Source organism: Dysgonomonas sp. GY75, assembly GCF_015234155.1.
In the GTDB taxonomy this organism is placed as follows: domain Bacteria; phylum Bacteroidota; class Bacteroidia; order Bacteroidales; family Dysgonomonadaceae; genus Dysgonomonas; species Dysgonomonas gadei.
The window spans coordinates 565,141-585,984 of record NZ_JADCLQ010000003.1; the positions used below are offsets into that span (position 1 = coordinate 565,141).

General features: G+C 40.4%; 11 protein-coding genes. 1 reads left to right on the forward strand and 10 read right to left on the reverse strand.

What is annotated here, in order from left to right:
- Positions 1-5 precede the first annotated feature (5 nt).
- The 3 genes from IR083_RS03295 to IR083_RS03305 all read right to left on the reverse strand — a co-directional run bounded on the left by IR083_RS03295 (position 6) and on the right by IR083_RS03305 (position 6,597).
- Complete coding sequence (locus IR083_RS03295) at positions 6-3,188, reverse strand: SusC/RagA family TonB-linked outer membrane protein (RefSeq protein WP_194223210.1); 3,183 nt, start codon at positions 3,186-3,188, stop codon at positions 6-8.
- 21 nt (positions 3,189-3,209) lie between these two features.
- Positions 3,210-4,679, reverse strand: coding sequence for a glycoside hydrolase family 76 protein (locus IR083_RS03300; RefSeq protein ID WP_006797622.1), 1,470 nt, complete (start codon positions 4,677-4,679; stop codon positions 3,210-3,212).
- A gap of 103 nt (positions 4,680-4,782) precedes the next feature.
- Entirely contained in the window at positions 4,783-6,597 is a 1,815-nt protein-coding gene (locus tag IR083_RS03305) for a collagen binding domain-containing protein (protein WP_194223211.1), read from the reverse strand.
- Positions 6,598-6,888: 291 nt separating this feature from the next.
- On the opposite strand from IR083_RS03305, the gene IR083_RS03315 reads away from it, so the two are divergent.
- Positions 6,889-9,414 carry a DNA-binding transcriptional activator gene (locus IR083_RS03315; RefSeq protein WP_242052340.1) on the forward strand — a complete coding sequence of 842 codons (2,526 nt, stop codon included), beginning with the start codon at positions 6,889-6,891 and terminating at the stop codon, positions 9,412-9,414.
- Positions 9,415-9,732: 318 nt separating this feature from the next.
- On the opposite strand, the gene IR083_RS03320 is transcribed toward IR083_RS03315, so the two are convergent.
- From IR083_RS03320 to IR083_RS03350, 7 genes are all read right to left on the reverse strand, one after another.
- Positions 9,733-11,163, reverse strand: a complete 1,431-nt coding sequence (locus IR083_RS03320; protein ID WP_194223213.1) for a glycoside hydrolase family 125 protein — start codon at positions 11,161-11,163, stop codon at positions 9,733-9,735.
- A gap of 31 nt (positions 11,164-11,194) precedes the next feature.
- The gene (locus tag IR083_RS03325; protein ID WP_194223214.1) at positions 11,195-13,456 is read right to left on the reverse strand and encodes a GH92 family glycosyl hydrolase; all 2,262 of its coding nucleotides are present in this window, start codon (positions 13,454-13,456) and stop codon (positions 11,195-11,197) included.
- Positions 13,457-13,478: 22 nt separating this feature from the next.
- On the reverse strand, positions 13,479-15,803 hold the full coding sequence (locus tag IR083_RS03330; protein ID WP_194223215.1) for a GH92 family glycosyl hydrolase: 2,325 nt from the start codon (positions 15,801-15,803) through the stop codon (positions 13,479-13,481).
- Between the two features lie 7 nt (positions 15,804-15,810).
- Entirely contained in the window at positions 15,811-16,812 is a 1,002-nt protein-coding gene (locus tag IR083_RS03335) for a glycoside hydrolase family 130 protein (RefSeq protein WP_006797616.1), read from the reverse strand.
- A 26-nt stretch (positions 16,813-16,838) separates the two neighbouring features.
- Complete coding sequence (locus tag IR083_RS03340) at positions 16,839-18,140, reverse strand: MFS transporter (protein WP_194223216.1); 1,302 nt, start codon at positions 18,138-18,140, stop codon at positions 16,839-16,841.
- Positions 18,141-18,378: 238 nt separating this feature from the next.
- Positions 18,379-19,368, reverse strand: coding sequence for a hypothetical protein (locus tag IR083_RS03345; RefSeq protein WP_194223217.1), 990 nt, complete (start codon positions 19,366-19,368; stop codon positions 18,379-18,381).
- A gap of 35 nt (positions 19,369-19,403) precedes the next feature.
- Positions 19,404-20,825: a BT_3987 domain-containing protein gene (locus IR083_RS03350; protein WP_194223218.1), complete on the reverse strand. Its 1,422-nt coding sequence runs from the start codon at positions 20,823-20,825 to the stop codon at positions 19,404-19,406.
- Positions 20,826-20,844: the final 19 nt, after the last annotated feature.

Below are 20,844 nucleotides of genomic sequence, written 5' to 3' on the forward strand. Positions count from 1 at the left end.
AATTATTAGAATGTAAGAGACATACCTATGGTGTAAGTTTTATTAAGTGGATATAACCTTCCATTATCGCTATCCGGATGTTCCGGATCCACGAATTTCACTCCTGTTATAGTAAACATATTATACGCATTGGCAAATACACGCAGGTTCATAGACGATAAGGCCTTTATCCGAGGCAGTGTATAGCCAAGTTCTATACTTTTGAGACGGAGATAAGCCGTACTCACACGGTTGAAAGATGAATTTGCATCAGGATAATGTCCTGTATAGCCATAATAACCACTCACCCATTCTGTAGCAGGATCGTAAGGATCTGCTGTAGGATCTACCGGATGCCAGCGGTCCAGGAATTGTACCAGCGTACCTCCACCGTTACTTCCCCAAATTGCATATAACGGTTCTTCATATTTCATTGAGCCGAGAGCCGATCCTTGCAATAGTATGTTCAGGTCGAAATTCTTATATGCGAAGTCAAAATTTATACTATAATTCAACCATGGAGTCTGGTCAAAAGCATAAGGATGCATATCCTGTCCGTTAATTTCACCGTCGCCGTTCCAGTCTTCATATTTATAATCCCCCGGCAAAATTCCACGGTCTTTATAAATCGGGTACGACCATATATCTTTCCAGCTTTGATAACGTCCGGCACCAGTATATCCGAATTGTACTCCTTGATAACGGTCGGTAAGGTTATCATTACGCCATCTGTCGTAAGAGTTGCCCCATGGTCCTTTTTCCGAAGCAACCATATGTTTCTGACGCGTAATTGTACCGATTGCCTTTATCCTATAAGAAAAATCATTTATTTTATTACGATGCGTAAGTTCAAGGTCCATACCGAAGTGACGGTCGCTATCCAGATTTTCGTTAGGAGCCTCAGCACCTACTACAGTAGGAAGGTCTCCTTTGCGGCGGGCAAACATACCTGTACGACGGCGATCAAAATAGTCTAAAGAAAAACCGAACAATCCATTCCATCCCTCAAAATCTACCCCAAGGTCAAGCGTACGTGATTCGTACCACGAAATTGCAATGTTAGGCAGTGGCTTGGTAGCAGCAGCAGAAACATACTTATCTCCGAAGATAAATCCCGGTGCATATTGATTATAATATCCGCTTCCCCCGTTTGAATTTGTCGCTGGATAGTTATAGCCGTTTGCCCATTCATAATTCCAGTCGTTTGCCAAATCATCTCCCAATACCCCATAGCTGGCACGCAGTTTTAGCTGGTCGACAAAAGAAAGGGCTGAAACAGATTTAAAGAAAGGCTCTTCGGATACACGCCAACCTGCCGATACAGATGGGAAGAAACCCCACTGATGCCCTTTTGCAAACTTTGATGATCCGTCGTAACGGAATTGAGTTTCAAGCAGGTAACGATTTGCATAAGCATAATTTACCCTGCCTATCATTGCAGAGTTAGCTTCTTCATAAAGGTCATTATTTCCTATATTCATGCTTCCCAGTTGATTTTCATCAACACCTGCAAAGAGATAATCTGTAGAAAAAGCAAGCTCACGCTGTGCATAGAAGTTATCTCCTGTCCGCTTCTGAGTTTCCAGACCAACAACTCCACTAACAGTATGCTCACCGAAACTACGATTATAATTGAGTAATAACTGGCTCAGGATTTGCTGTTTATTATATGTTTCACGGCGCAGTCTGCTTGGTGAACTCGTATTGAATAATGCCTGATCGTAAGAATCGGTCAGTTCATTATAAGCATATTGATAATACTCTTTACGATAAGCTGTATTATTATCGGTGCGGTAGTCATAACTAACCAGAGCTTTTGCCGATAAACCTTTTAATACCGGTGTTATTACACCCAGATCGTAATTAAGAGATGCCGATGACTGAAAATATTTTTGCTGATATTTCCTGTATCCGGATACATCAGAACTCATCTGAGCCACTGCATTTTCCTGTAATTCAAGTCCCTGATAATTGAGCATTGTATTATCCGGATCGGCATATGCGGGATATAATACACCTTGTCTCCAATATGTGCGTATAATGTCAACCGCACTTGTGTACGGATTGTTGCGCTCGTCAGCTACGCCGCTCAGATTAATATCAAATGTTAATCCGTTTACAATTTTAGTAGTTATATTGGCACGCAGATTATATTTATCATAATTAAGGTCTCCCGATTTGAAAAAACCTTCCTGATAGAAGTATCCCATACCTATGTAATACTGGGTCTTATCGTTTCCTCCCGTAATACTTAAATCATGCTGGGTTTGCGGAGCATAATCTGAAAATACCAGATTTGTCCAATCTGTAGTGCGACGGGTACCGTTGCGGAAAGCTTCAAAATCAGATTCTTTATATATGATGCTTCCCCCACTTATATTATTCATCGCCTGTTCGTTGTACAATGTCATTGTCTGATACGGATCGGCAAGGACAGGCATACCCGAAGGTTTCTGGAATGTATATGTACCATTATAAGAAACTGAGGTTTTCCCGTCTTTCGATCCTTTCTTAGTAGTTACGAGTACAACCCCGTTAGCAGCTCGCACACCGTATATGGCAGCTGATGCATCCTTCAATACAGAAATATCATCGATATCATTTGCGTTCAAACGTTGAAAATCGGCTGTAGTACGGGGAATACCATCGATAACTACCAACGGAGCGCCCAAACCACGAATATCGAAATTATTATTAAATGTACCTGGTTCTGCACTTTTTTGCCATACACGCACACCTGCAATTTTACCGGTAAGCATATTCTGCGGATTCTCATTCTTGGTCTTTATCATTTCCGATCCCTTAACTCCGGCTACAGCCCCGGTTAGTGTTACTTTTTTCTGTACACCATATCCGACAACTACCACATCATCGAGCGTAGTCTCATCTAAAGTCAGTGAAACATTGATCTGGCTGCGTCCGCTTACTTTTTCTTCTTTAGGACTATATCCCAAAAATGTAAATACCAGGGTAGCATTGTCCGGTGCCTGAATAGTATATTTACCGTCGATATCTGTAATAGTACCAACAGTGGTATTTTTAATCACGACACTTGCTCCGGCTACCGGTTCATTGGTTTCGTCCGCAACTATTCCGGTAATGGTCTTGTTTTGCGCCCATAAAGACATAGGCATCAAAACAACAAAGAGCATCATTAACATGCAAGAATGCAAGGATCGCATCTTTTTTGCACAATGTGTTTTTATCATAACGATATAAATTTAAGTTAGTTATTGTTTTTCCAATTCGTATCGCGCCAGAGTAGCGTATTCGGCAGCAAAGGCAAAAGTGAACATACCTTCCACTCTGTTATTGCCATTTTCACGACTCCAACCTACTAATAAATTGGGAGGAAGAAATCCTCTGTAGAAAAAGTTTTCATACCCGTAATCAAGATTCTTCTGGAAACTATCGACATATGCAGACGCATTATTGTATGAAGGATATACATCGACATATGCGCGCATCAGCACTCCGTTAAACCAGTTGTTGAAGCCTATTATATCATATGTATAATACCCGGGCTTGTTTACTCCCAGTTTAGCAAAATATTTGAAACTGGCATCCGACAATTTTTTGGCATCTTCCACATATGTATTCTCTCCCGTTGCACGATACAGGTCAGCCGCACCGGAAAGCATAGAGCCACAATTGTAAGAATAGGCAGTACCCACACGGTCACGCAGATTGGTGTGCTTGCGGTATGTTACGCCGTTAACGGTTTCATACGCTACATTGCAGTCAGGATCACAGCCTCCCATCATGTCGTGATATACTCCATCCTCGCGTAACAAATTCGTCTTTTGCCAAGCATAAACAGCCTTTGCAAATTTTAGGTAATAGTCGCTTTTCTTTAGCGTAGCGGTTTTGCGGCTACCATCAGTTGCTATATATTTATAAGAAATTTCGTCATTCTTACCTTTATACAGTTCGTGTAACCATACCAGTGGACTTACTACAGGCCCGTTGCTACATGAATGCTTTGTCACATAGCCCGGTCCCCATGGAATACCTCCGTATTCTTTTCCATTGGCATCGAGTACACAATCCCATCCATCCAACACATAATCCGCCAGATATTCCGCTTCGGTCAGATAGGTATTGCTACCTGTCAGTTTATAGGCTTCGATAAGTTCTCTGATCAGCCATTGCTGGTCGTCATATACATTATGTATACCTTCTACCAATGCTGTACCTTTGGCATTTCCCCTATCTACTCCATATACGGACCAATCTTTCGTTTGAGTATACGATGTAAGACGAAACGTGCCCCTATAATATGCAATATTATCATACAATTTGGCTAACAGGGCTGTGTAACGGCTAAAGTGCTTGTCATAAAGCTCTGCTTTGCCTTTTTCCTTATGAGCTTTCAGCCCATGCAGGATTGCATTCACAGCTTCGATAGAACTTGTGTACATCCATACACTGCCTTTCTCATCAGCTCCCTCCTTATTCACATTCGAATTTGTATAAGGATTGTAATATCTTGACATTGCCATACCTTCTCCCTTAAAGTGGTAGGACACCGCACTGTCAACCAACTGCATCGACCGAAGGATATTTTGCTCCGCAAGGTTATCAGTTTTGATAATTCCGGAATTATTGCCGCCTCCGTTGCCATCTACTTCATTATTATCACTACATGCAACAGTCACCACTAAGAGTGTACAAAAAATAGTTGTAAATATTTTTTTCATTTCATTCTTATTCCTGTCCCTCTGTGTATCCGCTGCATATACAATACATACTGAAGTATCGAGATATGCAGAGGATTCACTAAGGGCGCAGTTTTTTCGTTTTTTAATTCAGGTTAATATTATAGAATACAAGTTTACTCTCATCTCCATTACTTTCTCCTTTGTACACACCAAATATCAACATCACATCGTTTCCGTTAAATTGAGACAGGTCATATACAAATGAAGCATATCCATCCGGGTCTCCTGCTCCACCCGAACCGTGCTTAAATTTCCAGCAACCATCGGCAGCAGCGGCAGCGTCCTGAGCTGTATTCGATTTTGGAGCTACATGCACAATCGTACCGTCTTCTTTTATTGCTGTCAATTTGAAGAAAGTGTAATTGCTTCCGAAATTTCGGGTCTTCAGCGTTAATTGGTTACTACCCGGTGCGATAGCAAATTTAGAGTAGAAATATGCTTCCGGCTCCTTAGTGTTCACCTGAGTACCACTGCCTCTGGTCTTGATAAGGTAACCTTCGGATGGAAATACTTCGGGGTCTTTATGTAATGGTACAAATGCCCATTCATGTCCTATATGTGCTACATTTCGCCAAGCCCTGTATGCTGCCGGATAACCGGTTGTCATATTCACATCACGTCCTGCACTGATAGGGCTGATTCCTGTAAATGACTTTTTGGTATGTATCATCGTGGAACGAACCATTTCGTGAGTCAGTTTCCAGCCGTCTATCACTTCATTTCCCGGAATCCAATCCCAATTGGTTACATTTTCCTGAGCAAAAGCAACACGGCGAAGTACCAGCTGCTTCCAGTAGTTTCCTGTCGCATTACGATAAATACCAATAGCGACGATCACTTCTTTGCCAATATACTGACTCAGATCGAAATGATAATCTGCATAATTCCCGGAACCATGAGTCCTTACATCTCCAATTTTTTCGGTCACAGGCTCAGCTGCAGAAAGATCGACTACCTGTACACCGAAATATGCAGGAGCAGATGCATCGGCATCATGTGTACGCACTCTCAGCGAAAGAATCTTATTGTCCGCTGTAATTTTTTTACTACCCCATGTATACGAATCAAATACATTAAGGTCGGCAGGATTCTTCCGGTCTGCTTCATCATTACGAGTACGCAATGTGGTTCCTTCCCATTGCTCTTCTCTATTGCCCCAGAAACTGAGAGAACACATATAGTCACAAGCCCAGTCCCAATGAGGATATGCATCAGCATTACCTCCACCACGGTACTCATTGTAGTACCACTTATCAGCATTTAACAGATCGTCCCTGGTCAATCCGCGCAAAAGTTCAGTTCCACCCATCTGTAAATCCAGAATCACTGCCCCATCTTCAAAACTGGCCTTAGTCACCGTTTTGGTGATAGTTACATAATTTGCTTTGGTAAAAGTCACAGTATACTCATCGGCGACCAGATTTTCGAAGAGGTATTTCCCGTCGGTTCCTGTGGTAACCGTACCTGCCGGACCAATGCTTACTGTAACTCCAGAGAGAGGAACTCCGCCATTTTTAGCATCGATAATGATACCACTGATCTTTGCAGAAGCATTCACCATTGTAATGTTTACAGTGGCTACACTACCAACAAATTTTTTCGCTGTAACTGTTGCACTGATTGTTTGCCATCCCGTTTTAACAAAAACTACGGCATGGGATTCCATCGATACATTCTGAATTGTGTATTTTCCATCGATACCACTGCTCACAGTCTCATCTTTACCGGATACGGCAACCGTGACCCCGGCGATAGGAGACCCTGTCTCGTCCGTTACAATACCGGTAACAGTACCTGCACCGATATTAACCTGTTCGTCATCATTGCTACAAGCACTAGTTATAGTACCAAGCAAGACGATAAACATAAAAACTCTTAAAATTTTCACTAGTTTCATGTTATTCACTTAATATAAGGAGTTGATTAAAAAAATAAAGTATTAGATACAATGCGTTTTAGTTTTCAGTTTAGAATTAGCCGAAGTCAGCTACATAGTATTTTTGCGTCAAATATTATAGCTCAATGGTTAATTTTTGGGTTAAAAGTGGGTTATTAACCACAAAAAATCATTAACCTGCCTATTTTACACTTTCCATTTGTATAAGGCTATATTCAGTTCTTTCGATTTAAAGGATTTTTAATATCTTTATCGCTAAAATCAATTTCTGATTTCAGTTATTACATAGCCATGATAAAAATAATAGCAGTCGCAAAAACTTCTCTTTGCAAATATCTGTGTTATATATTCCTCATTTTAGGTTATTTAATTTCGCCTGAAACATTTTCTCAAGGGCTGAAATTTAGTGGCGGAGAAGTACCAATAGATAAACGCACATCGTATAATGTCTTTAGTAATAAAGCTGTCGAATTTTCACAATATTTTAATATTGAGTGTAATTTATCTCTTTATCCTGATACACAAATAGGATATATTATACGGATCAAGAATGAGAATAGCAATAAAATCTATAATCTGTTTTATGACGGTCAGGGTCAAAACCATATTTTCCGATTTAATGAAGAAGGAAAGAGTAGTCTCATAACTGCCGAGATAGACATGGATGAACTCCTCAATGTTCACTGGTTTAAAATGAAAATATTCTTTGACCTGAAAAATGATTCGATAAAGCTCACCATCCATAATCATACATTTGGTATAGGAAATGCGAATCTCCCTGATAAGTATTATCCTGTCATTGTCTTCGGTAAGAGTGATCACATTATTGATGTACCCTCTTTTGCTATTAAAGACCTGGCGGCGGGAAATCAGGAAATGTATTCTTTTCCATTAAAGGAGAACGAAGGTAATATTGTCCATGATTCGAATGGTAAGGCTTTAGGTGAAGTTTCAAATCCAAGATGGTTGATCAATGACTCGTACCATTGGTCATTTTTAGCATCATTTAAATCTAAAACCGTAGCTGGGGCTAATTATAATAGAGAAAAGAAAGAAATATATTATTTTAACCGGGATTCTATTTATATATATAATGTGAGATCTAGAAAGACAAGTATGAGGGCTTTCAGTAACAAATGCCCGGTACGGCTGGCTTTAGGGACAAATTTTATTAATACGGATAATAACAGACTATACGCATACGAAGTATACAACGAGAGAGTGCCGGAGGAGGTGACCATGGCGAGCGTAGATTTAACCAATCTTGAAAACTGGGAAACTGAATCTACAGACGAACTTCTGTCTCAGCTACATCATCATGATTCTTATTTAGATCCTTCCACTTCCCGGTATACAATATTCGGGGGATTCGGTAATATGCATTATAGTAAGAATTTTTATTCTTTCGATTTAAATTCCAGAAAATGGGAAATACTTGAAGATTTTAAAGGAGATACTATCTTTCCACGGTATTTCTCATCACTTGGATATCTGGAGAAAACAAATTCCATATATATATTCGGAGGTATGGGAAATGAATCCGGGGAACAAGTCGTAGGGCGGAAATATTTTTATGATCTGCATGAGATTAACCTGACCACAAACCGGGTTATAAAGCGCTGGGAAATACCATGGACTGAAGATAACGTGGTCCCTGTGAGGGGAATGGTAATACTCAATGATTCCTGTTTTTATACATTATGTTATCCGGAACATTTTTCCGACTCATACCTCAGGCTTTATCAGTTCTCACTGAAAGACGGGAGTTATAAGATTCTCGGTAATTCAATCCCAATACATTCGGACCGTATTACCACAAATGCCAACCTGTATTATGACAAGCAACTCAATTGCCTGTATGCCATTGTTCAGGAATTTGATGATGATATTGTTTCCGACCTGAAGGTTTATTCTCTTGCATTTCCGCCTATAACAGCTGAAGATCTGGTCAGTTATAATCATTATACTGAAAAAAGTGCAATACTTATAATCGTTATATCCTGTGTGGTAATTATAACTATTACAATTCTGTTTTTTAAGCGAAAATCTTATAAAAAAGTACACAATATAAAACATCAGCCCAATAATAAGAAAGCAGGACAAACAATCCTTCGGCCTAATTCGATTTACCTGTTCGGTGATTTTACTGTACGGGACAGATCGGGTAAGGATATAACCTACATGTTTTCGGTACGGCTGAAACAAATGTTTTGCCTGATTCTCCAATATAGTATGGAAGGTGGTATCACATCGCAGCGACTCAGCGATATATTATGGCCCGACAGACCCAAGGATAAGGTTAAAAACTCCAGAAATGTGACTATTAATCATTTACGCAAAGCTCTGGGAGAACTTGATGGTATTGAATTTATTCATGATAAAGGTTCTTTCAAAATCGTATTAGAGCAGGAATGCTATTGTGATTTTGTAAAGTGTTTTGATATCATTTCAGCAAATAAAATAGATGAGAACAGGGAAGAACTGATAGCCATATTAACACGTGGAAAGTTTTTGAAATCTTCGGATGAGGCCGTGTTTGATCCATTTAAAGTAGAAATGGAACAAAAGCTAGAGCCTGCATTGTTAAGAGAGGTAGAAAAAAGTTTCATAGCAGAAACCTATCAGGTAACGATCGACCTTACAGATATCTTATTCTCTATAGATCCATTGAATGACGAAGCGCTAGTCTACCAGACTAAAGCCTTACAGAAACTAAAAATGAATGACGAAGCCCGGATCAGATATCAAGCTTTTATTACGGAATATAAAAAGGCAATGGGTAGTGACTATCCACATCCTTATAAGAATTTAATTTAATTCAGCTATAGAGTATTTATTCAGGCGTAATGGATGTATGTTATTATATCTCAGATGTTAAAGGATTATAATTGAATATTGACATTAAATATCTTTCCAAGACTCATATTAACGTTCACTAACAGATCGCTTAAATGCTCTATAGTATTTCGTAAATAGAAAGAAGCATCCCTATTACAGAAATTATCCGGGATATCTCCGTTAGTACATGTATTATCAGGCAGGTATCTTCTTTCTTATTCTATATTTATTGTTTTAATACAAGATACATTTATATACAATAACCAATAATATATACAGAATATTTTCTTTGAATAATTAATCTATTGAGTTGAGAATATCAAGTTTTCCATCGTTAATAATTTTTATAATTAGTTCCCCAAAAAGTGTATTCTGCCAGGCGAACCATTCACGGGTAAATTCATTAGGATCATCTTTATGGAACGATTCGTGTATAAATCCTTTTCCGGCATCTGTATTCAGGAGAGATTCTATACACATCTTAATTTCCATATCATCCCGAGAGGTGAAGGCTTTCATCATAATGCTCATGGGCCATATCATGTCATATCGTCCTATATGTGGACTACCGATTCCTTCCCCGGCTCTTCCTTTGAAAAAATATGGATTATCATCACTCCATATAAAACGGCGGGTATTCTGATAAACAGGATCATTGATATCTACATCGCCAAGATAGGGCATTGCCAACAGGCTTGGGACATTCGGATCATCCATAAGGCTATAATTTCCAAAACCATCTACTTCATACGCATATATCGGTCCATATTTCGGATGTTCATATACGGCATATTTTTCCAATGCAGTTTCAACTTCGTCAGCCAAGGCTTTACATTGCCCAGCCAGATCGCTATTCTTGTTTACAGATACAAGTATCTCGGCTGCTCTACGTAATGTTGTTACCGCCATAAAATTGGATGGAATAAGAAACTCATAAGATGTGGCATCGTCTGACGGACGAAAAGATGAAGCGATCAGTCCAACAGGTTTTACCGGATTTCCCCAACCCCGGTTGTTCTTAGTATCGAGCTGACGGTCGGTTATTCGTAAAAAGAAATATTCTCCAGGATCTTCTTTGCGCTGCTGTTCTTTCATTGTTTTCAATACATTTTCCATTGCCCTTATCCAAGTCTCACCGAAAATATCTGTATCTCCTGTGGTTTTCCAGTACTCATAGGCTAAGCGGATAGGATAACAGTGTGAGTCTATCTCCCATTTACGTTCGTAAACAAGAGGGTTTGCCGGTTCGTTAGTTACATCGCTTGCCCAACGGCTGTTTTTCACCGGACCATCGTTGAAAGCATTAGCATATGGATCTATAGTAAGGCAAATAAACTGGCGGTTGATAACCCCGGCAAGCATCTGTTTAAGTTTCGGGTCACGGTTGGCAAATTGTACATAAGGCCATACCTGAGCCCCCGAATCACGTAGCCACATAGCATGAATGTCGCCTGTATACACAAATGTGTCGGGTATACTGTCTGTCATCCGGAAATGAACTGTAGTCTCCAGTGTATTGGGAAAACAGTTCTCAAACATCCATCTCAACTTAGGATTGGTTAATAAATTTGTTATCCGGATTATTTCATCCTCTATCGCCTGTGATGTGAAAAACCTCTTTTCCAATGGTTTCCGTTGAGAAACATAATCAGATGAAATTTGAGCCTTTAATGAAAGAGCTCCTAATGTTGAAAACAATAAAAATAATATAAATAGTCTCGGGTTCATTTTGTCTGTTTATTTATAGTTAATTTCCCTGTTACTCAAACCATACAGCAGGTTTTGTACCCATTTCAAATTCCAGTTTTCCTCCATTCGATATGTCGGAAAAATTAATATATGGCAACCGATATGGCTTTCCATTAAGTTTCAAAGATTGAATATATTTATTTTCTGTTGAGTTATTATGGGCGATAATGGTAAACGATCTATCCTTTCCTACATTCAATATAGCCTCATCAACTATTGGCGACCCAAAATAATAACGACCACCGGCAGGTTCGACCTGATAAAATCCGAGAGCAGATAAGATATACCAAGCCGACATTTGACCCACATCCTCATTCCCAGATAATCCATCCGGTTGATTATGGTAAAGTTCCGCCAGTACCCGTCTTACTAAATCGGCTGTTTTCCATGGTTGTCCTGTCATTGTATATAGGTAAAGCACATGATGGCTAGGTTCGTTACCATGGGCATATTGTCCTATTAGTCCACTGATATCGGGGGATGCTTCTTCTCCCATATCCCCTTCGATGATAAACAAAGAATCGAGTTTCTGATGAAAATTCTCACGAGAGCCGAATAGTCCGGCAAGTCCCTCTATGTCGTGAGGTACCAGCCATGTATACTGCCATGCATTACCTTCGGTATAGTCGTCTTCCCTATGGGTAGAATGAATAGGATTGAATGGAGTACGCCATTTACCATCAGAAGAAAGTCCTCTTAAAAAATGACTTTGCGTATCAAAATAATACCGATATGCTTTGCTTCTGTTATTAAAGTATTGGTAGTCCATTTTCTTATCATTTTTTTGTGCCACCTGAGCTAAGGACCAGTCAGCCAATGCATATTCGAGACATGTCGCTACCGATTCATTGTATTTATCAAACGGGATATAACCATACTTTTTGTATAAGTCCAATCCCCGTTCATCCAACGTGGCCGATATCTTCATGGCGTCATATGCCAGATCGTGATCAAATCCGGTAAAATTCTTTAATATAGCATCTGCAACAACTGGAATAGCCGGATTGCCAACCATACAGTTAGTTTCGCATCCCATCAGATGCCAAACCGGAAGCTTGCCCTGTTGTTTATATATATGTAGCATCGTATTTATTATATCAGGCACTTTTTCAGGATGGATTATTGTCATCAACGGATGTGCCGCACGGTATGTATCCCACAACGAAAAGGTAGTATAATTGGTAAATCCGGCATCCCGATGAGATTTACCATCAGCTCCGCGGTAATCACCATTTACATCATTAAAAATCGACGGGGCAATCATTGTATGGTAAAACGCAGTATAAAATATCTTCTTTACATTCTCATCTTCGTTTTTTATCTTTATTTTCGACAATTCACCGTTCCATGTATTATAGGCATTTTGTTTTACTTGGTCGAAATCCCATGCAGGAAGTTCAGCCTTCATATTCAGCATTGCATTCTCGATACTTACCGGAGATAAAGCCACTTTAACAAAAAGTGGTTCTGAACCTATATTTCCATACATTGCTTCCCCATATACTTGCTTCGAGGTAAATGATTTATCTTCTTTCAGTACATTTTTATCATAGAGTTGGAATTTATTAAAAGGGCGGGAAAATTCCACAACAAAGTATATCCGCTGATCATTAGCCCAGCCTTTCGAATACCGATATCCGGCAACGGTGCTATTATTTAATACTGTCAGGTTTCCTTCTACCGGGCTATCCCAGCATGTCCCGTTTTCCATATCTATGACAATACGGGCATTATTGGTTCCCTCTTCAAAAGTATATTTGTGGAATCCCACTCTTTGAGTCGCTGTCAGCTCTACATTTACATTGTAGCGATCAAGGAATGTGGCGTAATAACCGGGAGCAAAACGTTCATTAGCATGACTGAAGTAAGACCACATTCCCGTATCATAACTATCATGTGTGCCACGGTTATGATTTACTGTGCCTGTTGCAGGCATCAGTACGATATCACTCAGGTCTCCTATACCGGTACCACTCAGATGCAAATGGCTGAATCCGATAACCGTTGTGTCGGATATATGATAACCGGATGTCCAGTCCCATGTTTGAGGAATACTTATCGGTCCCAATTGTACCAATCCGAAAGGGACATTCGCCCCCATAAAAACATGGCCGTGCCCGCCAGTGCCAATACGCTGATCAACATATTTTGCAAAATCATTTTCTTCAATGTGTTGATCTATATTTTTACAGGAAGAGGCAAGCACAGCCAAACCAAACAATACATAGCCTAATACTCCAAACTTCTTTATCTGAATATGATTTCCTTTCATTTTCTGATCTGATTTTTTTTATTTATTTTTCTTGCTTCAGGTTAAGAGTAATTTTCCCCGCATTTATGAGTTCCTGATGAGATATACGGTAATTTCCAAATGGTTTTCCTCCTACAGCTATATTCTTTATATATATAGCTGACTCATTATTGCGATTCGATTCTATAACCAGCTCTCCCTGCTTCCAGTAGCGTTCGTCAAGCTTTATTGTTATCCTGTCAAACACAGGACTTGTCAGTGTATAAGAAGGCTCGCCTGGACAGTCCGGATAAAAACCCATCATACTAAACACCGCCCACGCAGACATGGTGCCGGCATCGTCATTTCCCGGAATCCCGTCGGGCTTAGTGGTATAGTGTTTATCTAACAGGCGATGCACATGACGTTGTGTGCGCCACTCCTCTCCTTTAAAATAACTGAAAAGATAAGGGTATGCAATGTCCGGCTCATTAGCAGGATCGTAATAACCTTTATCAAAGACCATTTCAAGTTTATCTATAAACTTTCTTTTTCCGCCCATAAGTTTTGCAAGCCCTTCTACATCATACGGTACATAAAAAGTATAATTCCATGCGCTTCCTTCATGGAAGCCCGGATTTTCCTCAAAATTCATACCCTGATCAGGATTGAAAGGATATAAGAAAGTCTCATTCACAAGCTTAGGACGGAAAGTTCCATATTCGGATGAGTAATAGTTCTTGTAGCCTAAAGAACGTTGTCTGAAGAGGTCAGCATCTTCCTTTTTGTCAAGGGCTTCAGCCAAACGGGACAGCGAATGATCGGCTACATAATATTCCAAGGCATGGGATACCGAATTGTCAAACTCACTTCGTAGAGGAACATACCCTAACCGCATATAATCACTATTATCGGGGCGCATACGATTAAAATCTCCTTTTAATGATGCATAGTAAGAATCAGGTAGTGCCCCTCCTTTCCGTATTGTATCGGTAGAATAAGATATACCCTCCATAGTTGCCGATTTATAAAATGCTTTGTATGCTGTTTCAATCTCAAAATCACGTAACCCTTTCAGCCATGTGTCTGTGATAACAGGAATTGAAGGGTCTCCTTCCATCGTCCAGGTCTCACGCCCGTATAGTTCCCATTTTGGCATCCACCCCCATTCTTTGTACATATCTATCATAGACCGTACCATATCCATCTGGCGGTCAGGCCAGACAAGAGTCATCAGTTGGTGCAGGTTGCGGTAGGTATCCCAAAGAGAAAAAACCGTATAACGGGTATTATCAGTCTTCAGTATCTTATTACCCTCCATAGCGGGATATTCTCCATTCACATCGTTCAGCACATTCGGATGTATCAACGTATGATAAAGGGCTGTGTAAAAAACTGTCTTTTGTTCATCTGTCCCGCCTTCAACCAGAATGCGAGACAAATCATTATTCCATTTCTCTCTGGCTCCGGCATATATGGTATCAAAATTTTTATCTTTAGTCTCCTTATCAAGATTAAGCCGGGCATTTTCTATACTGACAAATGAAACACCTATTTGTACTTCTATTTGTTCTTCTTCCGGTAAATCGAAACTAAACCATGCACCGACATCATCTCCTGCAATATCCTTTTGGTATCCATCATATATTTTGTACCTCCCATGATCAGGGTCCCATTGGGCTTTAACTCCGTCCATCAGACGTTGTTTTTTCCATAATCCGCTTTGAGAAGGAGTTTTTGCAATACGCATCACAAAATAGACAGGAAAAACAGCTTGCGAATTATAGCAGAATGTACCCAACATTTTCATTCCTTCTACTTCGTCACTCCCATTGAAACGGACAAAAGCTCCTGATTCATTGGTTAGTCCCTGCCCCAGATTGAGTAATATATTCGCTTGCCCTTTTGGAAATGTATAACGGTGTACGCCCACACGGGTTGTAGATGTAACTTCTGTTAGAATATCATATTTTGTCAACCGATTGGAATAATATCCCGGTGTAGCTTCCTCCCTGATGTAGCGACTACCATAATGATGATAATCCACATCCAACTCCCCCATTGTTGGCATTATCAATAATGATCCTAAATCGGGACAACCTACCCCACTCAGGTTTACATGTGAGTAGCCTGTAAAAAAAACATTGTTATATTCATACGGAGTCGACCACCAGCGTGTATCTTTATCGAATGCATTGTCTTTACTACCCATTACATTGAAAGGTACAACTGACATCATTCCATTGGGAACAACAGCCCCGGGATTGGTAGCGCCGAAATTTGTTGTTCCAATGAAGGGATCGACCCAATCGACAGGCTGTTTTTCCTGTGGATATAAGGAAGCTGCGACAATGGTGAATATTATTATTAGAGTGACACGTCTTTTCATTACAATATTATAGAATATTTGTTTGTTTCGTAAATTCTATTATTCCGTCTATATAGCCAAATGCCAGCCCGGTAACGGTATCAGCACATCCGTAATATACAGCAATGCGCCTGGTCTCGGAGTCGTGCAATGCTGCACAAGGGAATGTAACATTAGGCACATCGCCTGTCAATTCGTACAATTCCCGTGGAGCAATAAGGTATGCGCCGCTACGGGCGATTACTTTCCACGGCTCATCCTTATCCAATAATGCTGACCCAAAGCTGTAAACATAGCCGTTACACGAACGCAACACACCATGATATATCATCAGCCAGCCCTCTGATGTTTCGATAGGAATAGGACCGGCTCCTATTTTCATACACTGCCAGGCACTGTGTTCGAATGCGGCGGGTGACATAACATGCCTGTGACGTCCCCAGAACTCCATGTCGGGAGATTCGCTGTAGAATATATCGCCGAAAGCTGTGTGCCCGTTATCGCTCGGACGGCTAAGCATGGCAAAACGTCCGTTTATCTTACGCGGAAACATTACCCCATTGCGGTTGAATGGTATAAAAGCATTCTCCAGTTGGTGAAATGTTTTGAAATCTTTCGTCCATGCACAACCAATAGTAGGCCCGTGATAGCCGTTACACCATGTCACATAATAACGGTCTTCGATCCAGACCACGCGAGGATCGTAGCCATAAACCCATTCACCAATCTCGACATCGGCTCCGGTAAATGCGATATCTTCTTCTTTAATGTCCCAATTGATCCCGTCTTTACTGAACCCGGCATGAAGCCTCATCCGGCGATTAGTATCATCGCAACGGAATACTCCGGCATAACCATCGCCGAAAGGCACAACGGCGCTATTGAAAATACTGTTCGACGTACTAAGGGCATCACGGCCAATAATCGGGTTGGCAGAATAACGCCACATCACATCTTTACATCCTGCCGGACGTTCTTCCCAAGGCATACCGGGTAAAGATTGACCTTCTATTTTTAATTCACTTGACATAATTGTATTATTATTTTATCGTAGATTTATTCTTCTGTTAATATTTCGCCCTCACTTTCCTTTCTATCCGGGTATTTAAACGGAATTATGCGGGAAATAACCAAAGCCGGTACCATTGCAACGGCTACAATCACAAAGAATTGCTTGTATCCCAACCAGTCGCTTAATATACCGCTGACCATCCCGGCACACATGTACCCAAGGTTCATTACTCCCGATGCAAAAGCATAATGCGCCATTTTGTGCGCTCCCGGTGCTACCTGTTGCATCATAAACAGAGTGAGGCCAACAAAACCAAAACCATAGCCAAAGTATTCACATATAACGGCCGAGCCTATGAGGAATATATTTGAAGGTTGGAATATGGCCAACAGCAAATAAATAAGGAATGGCAAATTAATAGCACAACAAAGTATGAATAATGTTTTTTGTAATCCTTTACGGGAGATGTAATACCCTGCAAGTATCGAACCCAGAATAAATGCCACCGTTCCGAATGTACCGTTTATAAGCCCTATCCGGCTTACTTCAAGGCCCAGACCTCCATTTTCTACAGGAGCTTTCAGAAAGAGTGGTAATATCTTAATAGCCAGACCTTCGCCCAGCCTGTATAATATGATAAATATGATATAATAAACAATGTTCTTCTTCTGGAAGAATGTTACAAATACATTCTTAAAAGAATTCCATCCCTCTCTGACTGAATTAATTTTAGTTGCAGAAACTCCTCCGGACGGAAGCATACGACTATGCCACAAGCTCAAAAGAATCATTATGGCAGCAACTACTCCCATTATAAGCATCCACGCATTGACAACCCCCATTGTATTTTTCAGTGTTCCGGCAAGGAATACCAATCCTCCGTTAGCTACAACCTTTGCTATATTGAAGAAAGCACCCTGCCATCCGATATATTTAGCCTGAGTCTTTGTATCCAACTCTGTCATATATACCCCATCGGTAGCTATATCGTGTGTAGCCCCGCTAAATGCGATCATTCCCATCAGAGCAATGGTATAGGTAAAGAAATCGGGCAGAGGAAGACTCAGAGCTACCAAGGCAAAACAAAGCCCGGTGATCAGTTGGGTGCCGACCACAAAGTATTTCTTTGTTTTAAACATTTCCAGAAAAGGACTCCATAAAGGTTTCAAACTCCACGGAAGTATAACGAGCGATGTCCAGAAAGCAACTGTGGCGTCAGATATCCCCATTTCGGAAAACATGATTACCGACACAAGCTGTACCATAACGAACGGTAAGCCCATTCCAAAATAAACCGTAGGAACCCAAAACAGAGGAGATCCAGCCTTAGATATAGAATATTTCATGTCATTCAAATGAGTTTTAAAATAAAGCTATCGAACTCCTGATGTACAATACAAAATAGCGTTTATAGCAATTTATTATGTTTCCTTTTCAGATTGGTTAAGGTATAAGACCTACAGGCCACAAAAAACATTTCATGGATTCGATAGTTTTATTATCTAAAGGAAGCCGCACGGACAAAGGTTATCCTCCTTCGCCTGTGCGGCTCTTTATTGTTTATAATACTTTAGATTACCCTTTTTATATAGGTGAACAGAAGTATCCTGTATATAATTTCTCCTGCTCGTCATTTACGTATGAGAATACTCCCCAAATATTGACTCCATCGTTTTTGATGATTTTCATTGCGACAGGAGCACTGACAGAGCCGGTACTATAATAGTAATAATCAAACACAGCGTCTTCTTTGGTTCCTACATCCTTACCGCCCTTAAATTCCAGTTTATACCAATAATATGAATAGTAATCCCAGCCATATCTTTGCTTACCTTGGCTGGTTACTTCATTCAGATATGTATAATATGAGGAATCCGTTCTAGAACCGTTATAAAAATAACGTCGGGTATTGTCAAGCATGATAGTTTCCAACTCTGCATCCGTAAAAGGATTCATAGATGCCGTTACTGTAACCGCGATATCCTCCGACAACCCGGTACAGTCCGTTACTGTAACTATAGCTGTAAATTCTATTTTCTTGGAAACGGCAGTCATACTGATAACCCCTTCTTCATTCACACTGACTGTTACGGCTGGATTGTCTGATGCCACTTCGTATCCGCCGTTGCCTAACACTACATTAGCTGTCAGAGTTTTCGAATTACCCAATACAGTTGTCAAGTCAAAAGTTTCATGGCTTAGCTGGAGCTTATCGGTGGTGTACACACTAACCGGTACTTTACGATAGCGGTTATACTTATCAGAAACGATCAATGAGGTCTGCCCATTAGCAACTCCTTCTACTTTCACTACTCCGTCTACAGTCTCAGCCTTGGCTATATCTGCATTCAATATAAATGCATCGTATTCTCCTCCTCCTTCTTTTACATCCACAGTTATTTTATTTTCAGCGCCTACTTTTACCCGGATGGATTCCTGTCCAAGTGTAAATGTGGGAACTTCGGTTTCACCTCCGGGATTTATCGTTTCATCGTCGTCGCTGCATCCTGCAAACCCAATGGGTAACAACACGACTACGAGCAACATCTGTATTATTTTATTTATGGTTTTCATAATTCATTTTACATTTAAATGATTAGTACGGTTTCCTATCTCCAGTCTTTCGGATATTTAATACCATCGAATACCAGTTCATCGTCATAGAATGCTCTTGCCATTCTTTGCATTGCGGGTAGCTGTGATGAGTTAAAGTTGGAACGGTTAGGATCCATAGCAAAGATCATATGTGACAAATACCCATTGTCGCGCATTCTTTTCAGGTTGGTTTCGCTTGCTGTACGTCCTTGCGAAAACTCTTGTGAATACAGGCCCATATTAGCTTTAGGCATTCCTGGGAAATAAGAGGTTAAATCCGAAGAACCACCATAATCATGTAATGCATAATCAACAAATTCGCCGGAATTCATACCATCAATAGCGGGCAGGCCGTATGTTGTGCTATAAGCATAGGCAACCACCCATCGCTCGGGTTGTATTTTCTTTACCTCATAGCAGAGGCGTGCTGCCGGCTCCTTGCCTGGATATACAAATCCGGGAGTTATATTACTAGTCTCATATTTTGAATATTCATCATCTACAAAAATTCCATCCAGCTGGTAAGCATCACACATTGCTTTTACTTCCCTGGCAAACTCCTGAGCTGTTTCTTTACTCATATTTGCAATACCTGACCGGTCATGGTTTCCTAAAAGCCCTAATATAATCTTTATACCTCTTTCCTGTAATGGCTTCAGGTATTTCTCACGGTTATCCAGAATGGCTTTTACATTTTCATTGTTGAAGATATATACCCGTCCGGTTTCTTCGTTATAGTTGATATTCGCGGAGAAAATAATCAAAGCATCTACTAATGGTTTACCGTTACTGGCCAACGTAAAGCTAAGATTATTTAGCGGATTGGTATCATTAACCTCCATACAGCTGAATACCTTAACACCCGGGGCGCCATCTATGTATTTGGTACAGTCAGGAATTCCGGTCAGGTCTTTTACGAATATCATTCGGGTTTGATCGGCTTCCGCCAATTTAAAATCTCCCGAAGTAACCTTCATACGCAAAGGAATAACATAGCTTTTGTCTGTAGAAAGGCTACCATCAGAAGTATATGATACCTTCATGGCGGCTGATTGCTCCGAACCTTTATTCAGATTAATGGTTCCACCATCAGCCAATGTCACTTTTGCCTGAGGAAAAGCCTCGTATGTAGTACCGTAGGTATTATTATATGCGGTAAGTACAGTTTCGTCATAGCTTACGGTTACTGTAGCTTCCGAGACAAGTTTCGCTGTCGTCTTCAGTTGCAGGTACATATCGCCTGCATCGCGGAACTCTACATTGGAGAACATCCGCTTCCCGTTGTTGTCATTAATGTAGCCCATTACAGAACCGTCCCCTGTAGAATATCTGTTTTCATCGAGAGTTCCTACAGTAATATCTTCGGAGCAGGCTGTGAGCAGACCGCCTGCCAGTATAAAGGCTGCAATCCAATATTTAGATTTTAAATATTTCATATTTTTTTCCTTAAAAGTT

Excerpts from the sequence above, each read along its gene's own strand:
- IR083_RS03295 (WP_194223210.1), bottom strand. The coding sequence starts at position 3,188 with ATGATAAAAACACATTGTGCAAAAAAGATGCGATCCTTGCATTCTTGC.
- IR083_RS03300 (WP_006797622.1), bottom strand. The coding sequence starts at position 4,679 with ATGAAAAAAATATTTACAACTATTTTTTGTACACTCTTAGTGGTGACT.
- IR083_RS03305 (WP_194223211.1), bottom strand. The coding sequence starts at position 6,597 with ATGAAACTAGTGAAAATTTTAAGAGTTTTTATGTTTATCGTCTTGCTT.
- IR083_RS03315 (WP_242052340.1), top strand. The coding sequence starts at position 6,889 with ATGATAAAAATAATAGCAGTCGCAAAAACTTCTCTTTGCAAATATCTG.
- IR083_RS03320 (WP_194223213.1), bottom strand. The coding sequence starts at position 11,163 with ATGAACCCGAGACTATTTATATTATTTTTATTGTTTTCAACATTAGGA.
- IR083_RS03325 (WP_194223214.1), bottom strand. The coding sequence starts at position 13,456 with ATGAAAGGAAATCATATTCAGATAAAGAAGTTTGGAGTATTAGGCTAT.
- IR083_RS03330 (WP_194223215.1), bottom strand. The coding sequence starts at position 15,803 with ATGAAAAGACGTGTCACTCTAATAATAATATTCACCATTGTCGCAGCT.
- IR083_RS03335 (WP_006797616.1), bottom strand. The coding sequence starts at position 16,812 with ATGTCAAGTGAATTAAAAATAGAAGGTCAATCTTTACCCGGTATGCCT.
- IR083_RS03340 (WP_194223216.1), bottom strand. The coding sequence starts at position 18,140 with ATGAAATATTCTATATCTAAGGCTGGATCTCCTCTGTTTTGGGTTCCT.
- IR083_RS03345 (WP_194223217.1), bottom strand. The coding sequence starts at position 19,368 with ATGAAAACCATAAATAAAATAATACAGATGTTGCTCGTAGTCGTGTTG.
- IR083_RS03350 (WP_194223218.1), bottom strand. The coding sequence starts at position 20,825 with ATGAAATATTTAAAATCTAAATATTGGATTGCAGCCTTTATACTGGCA.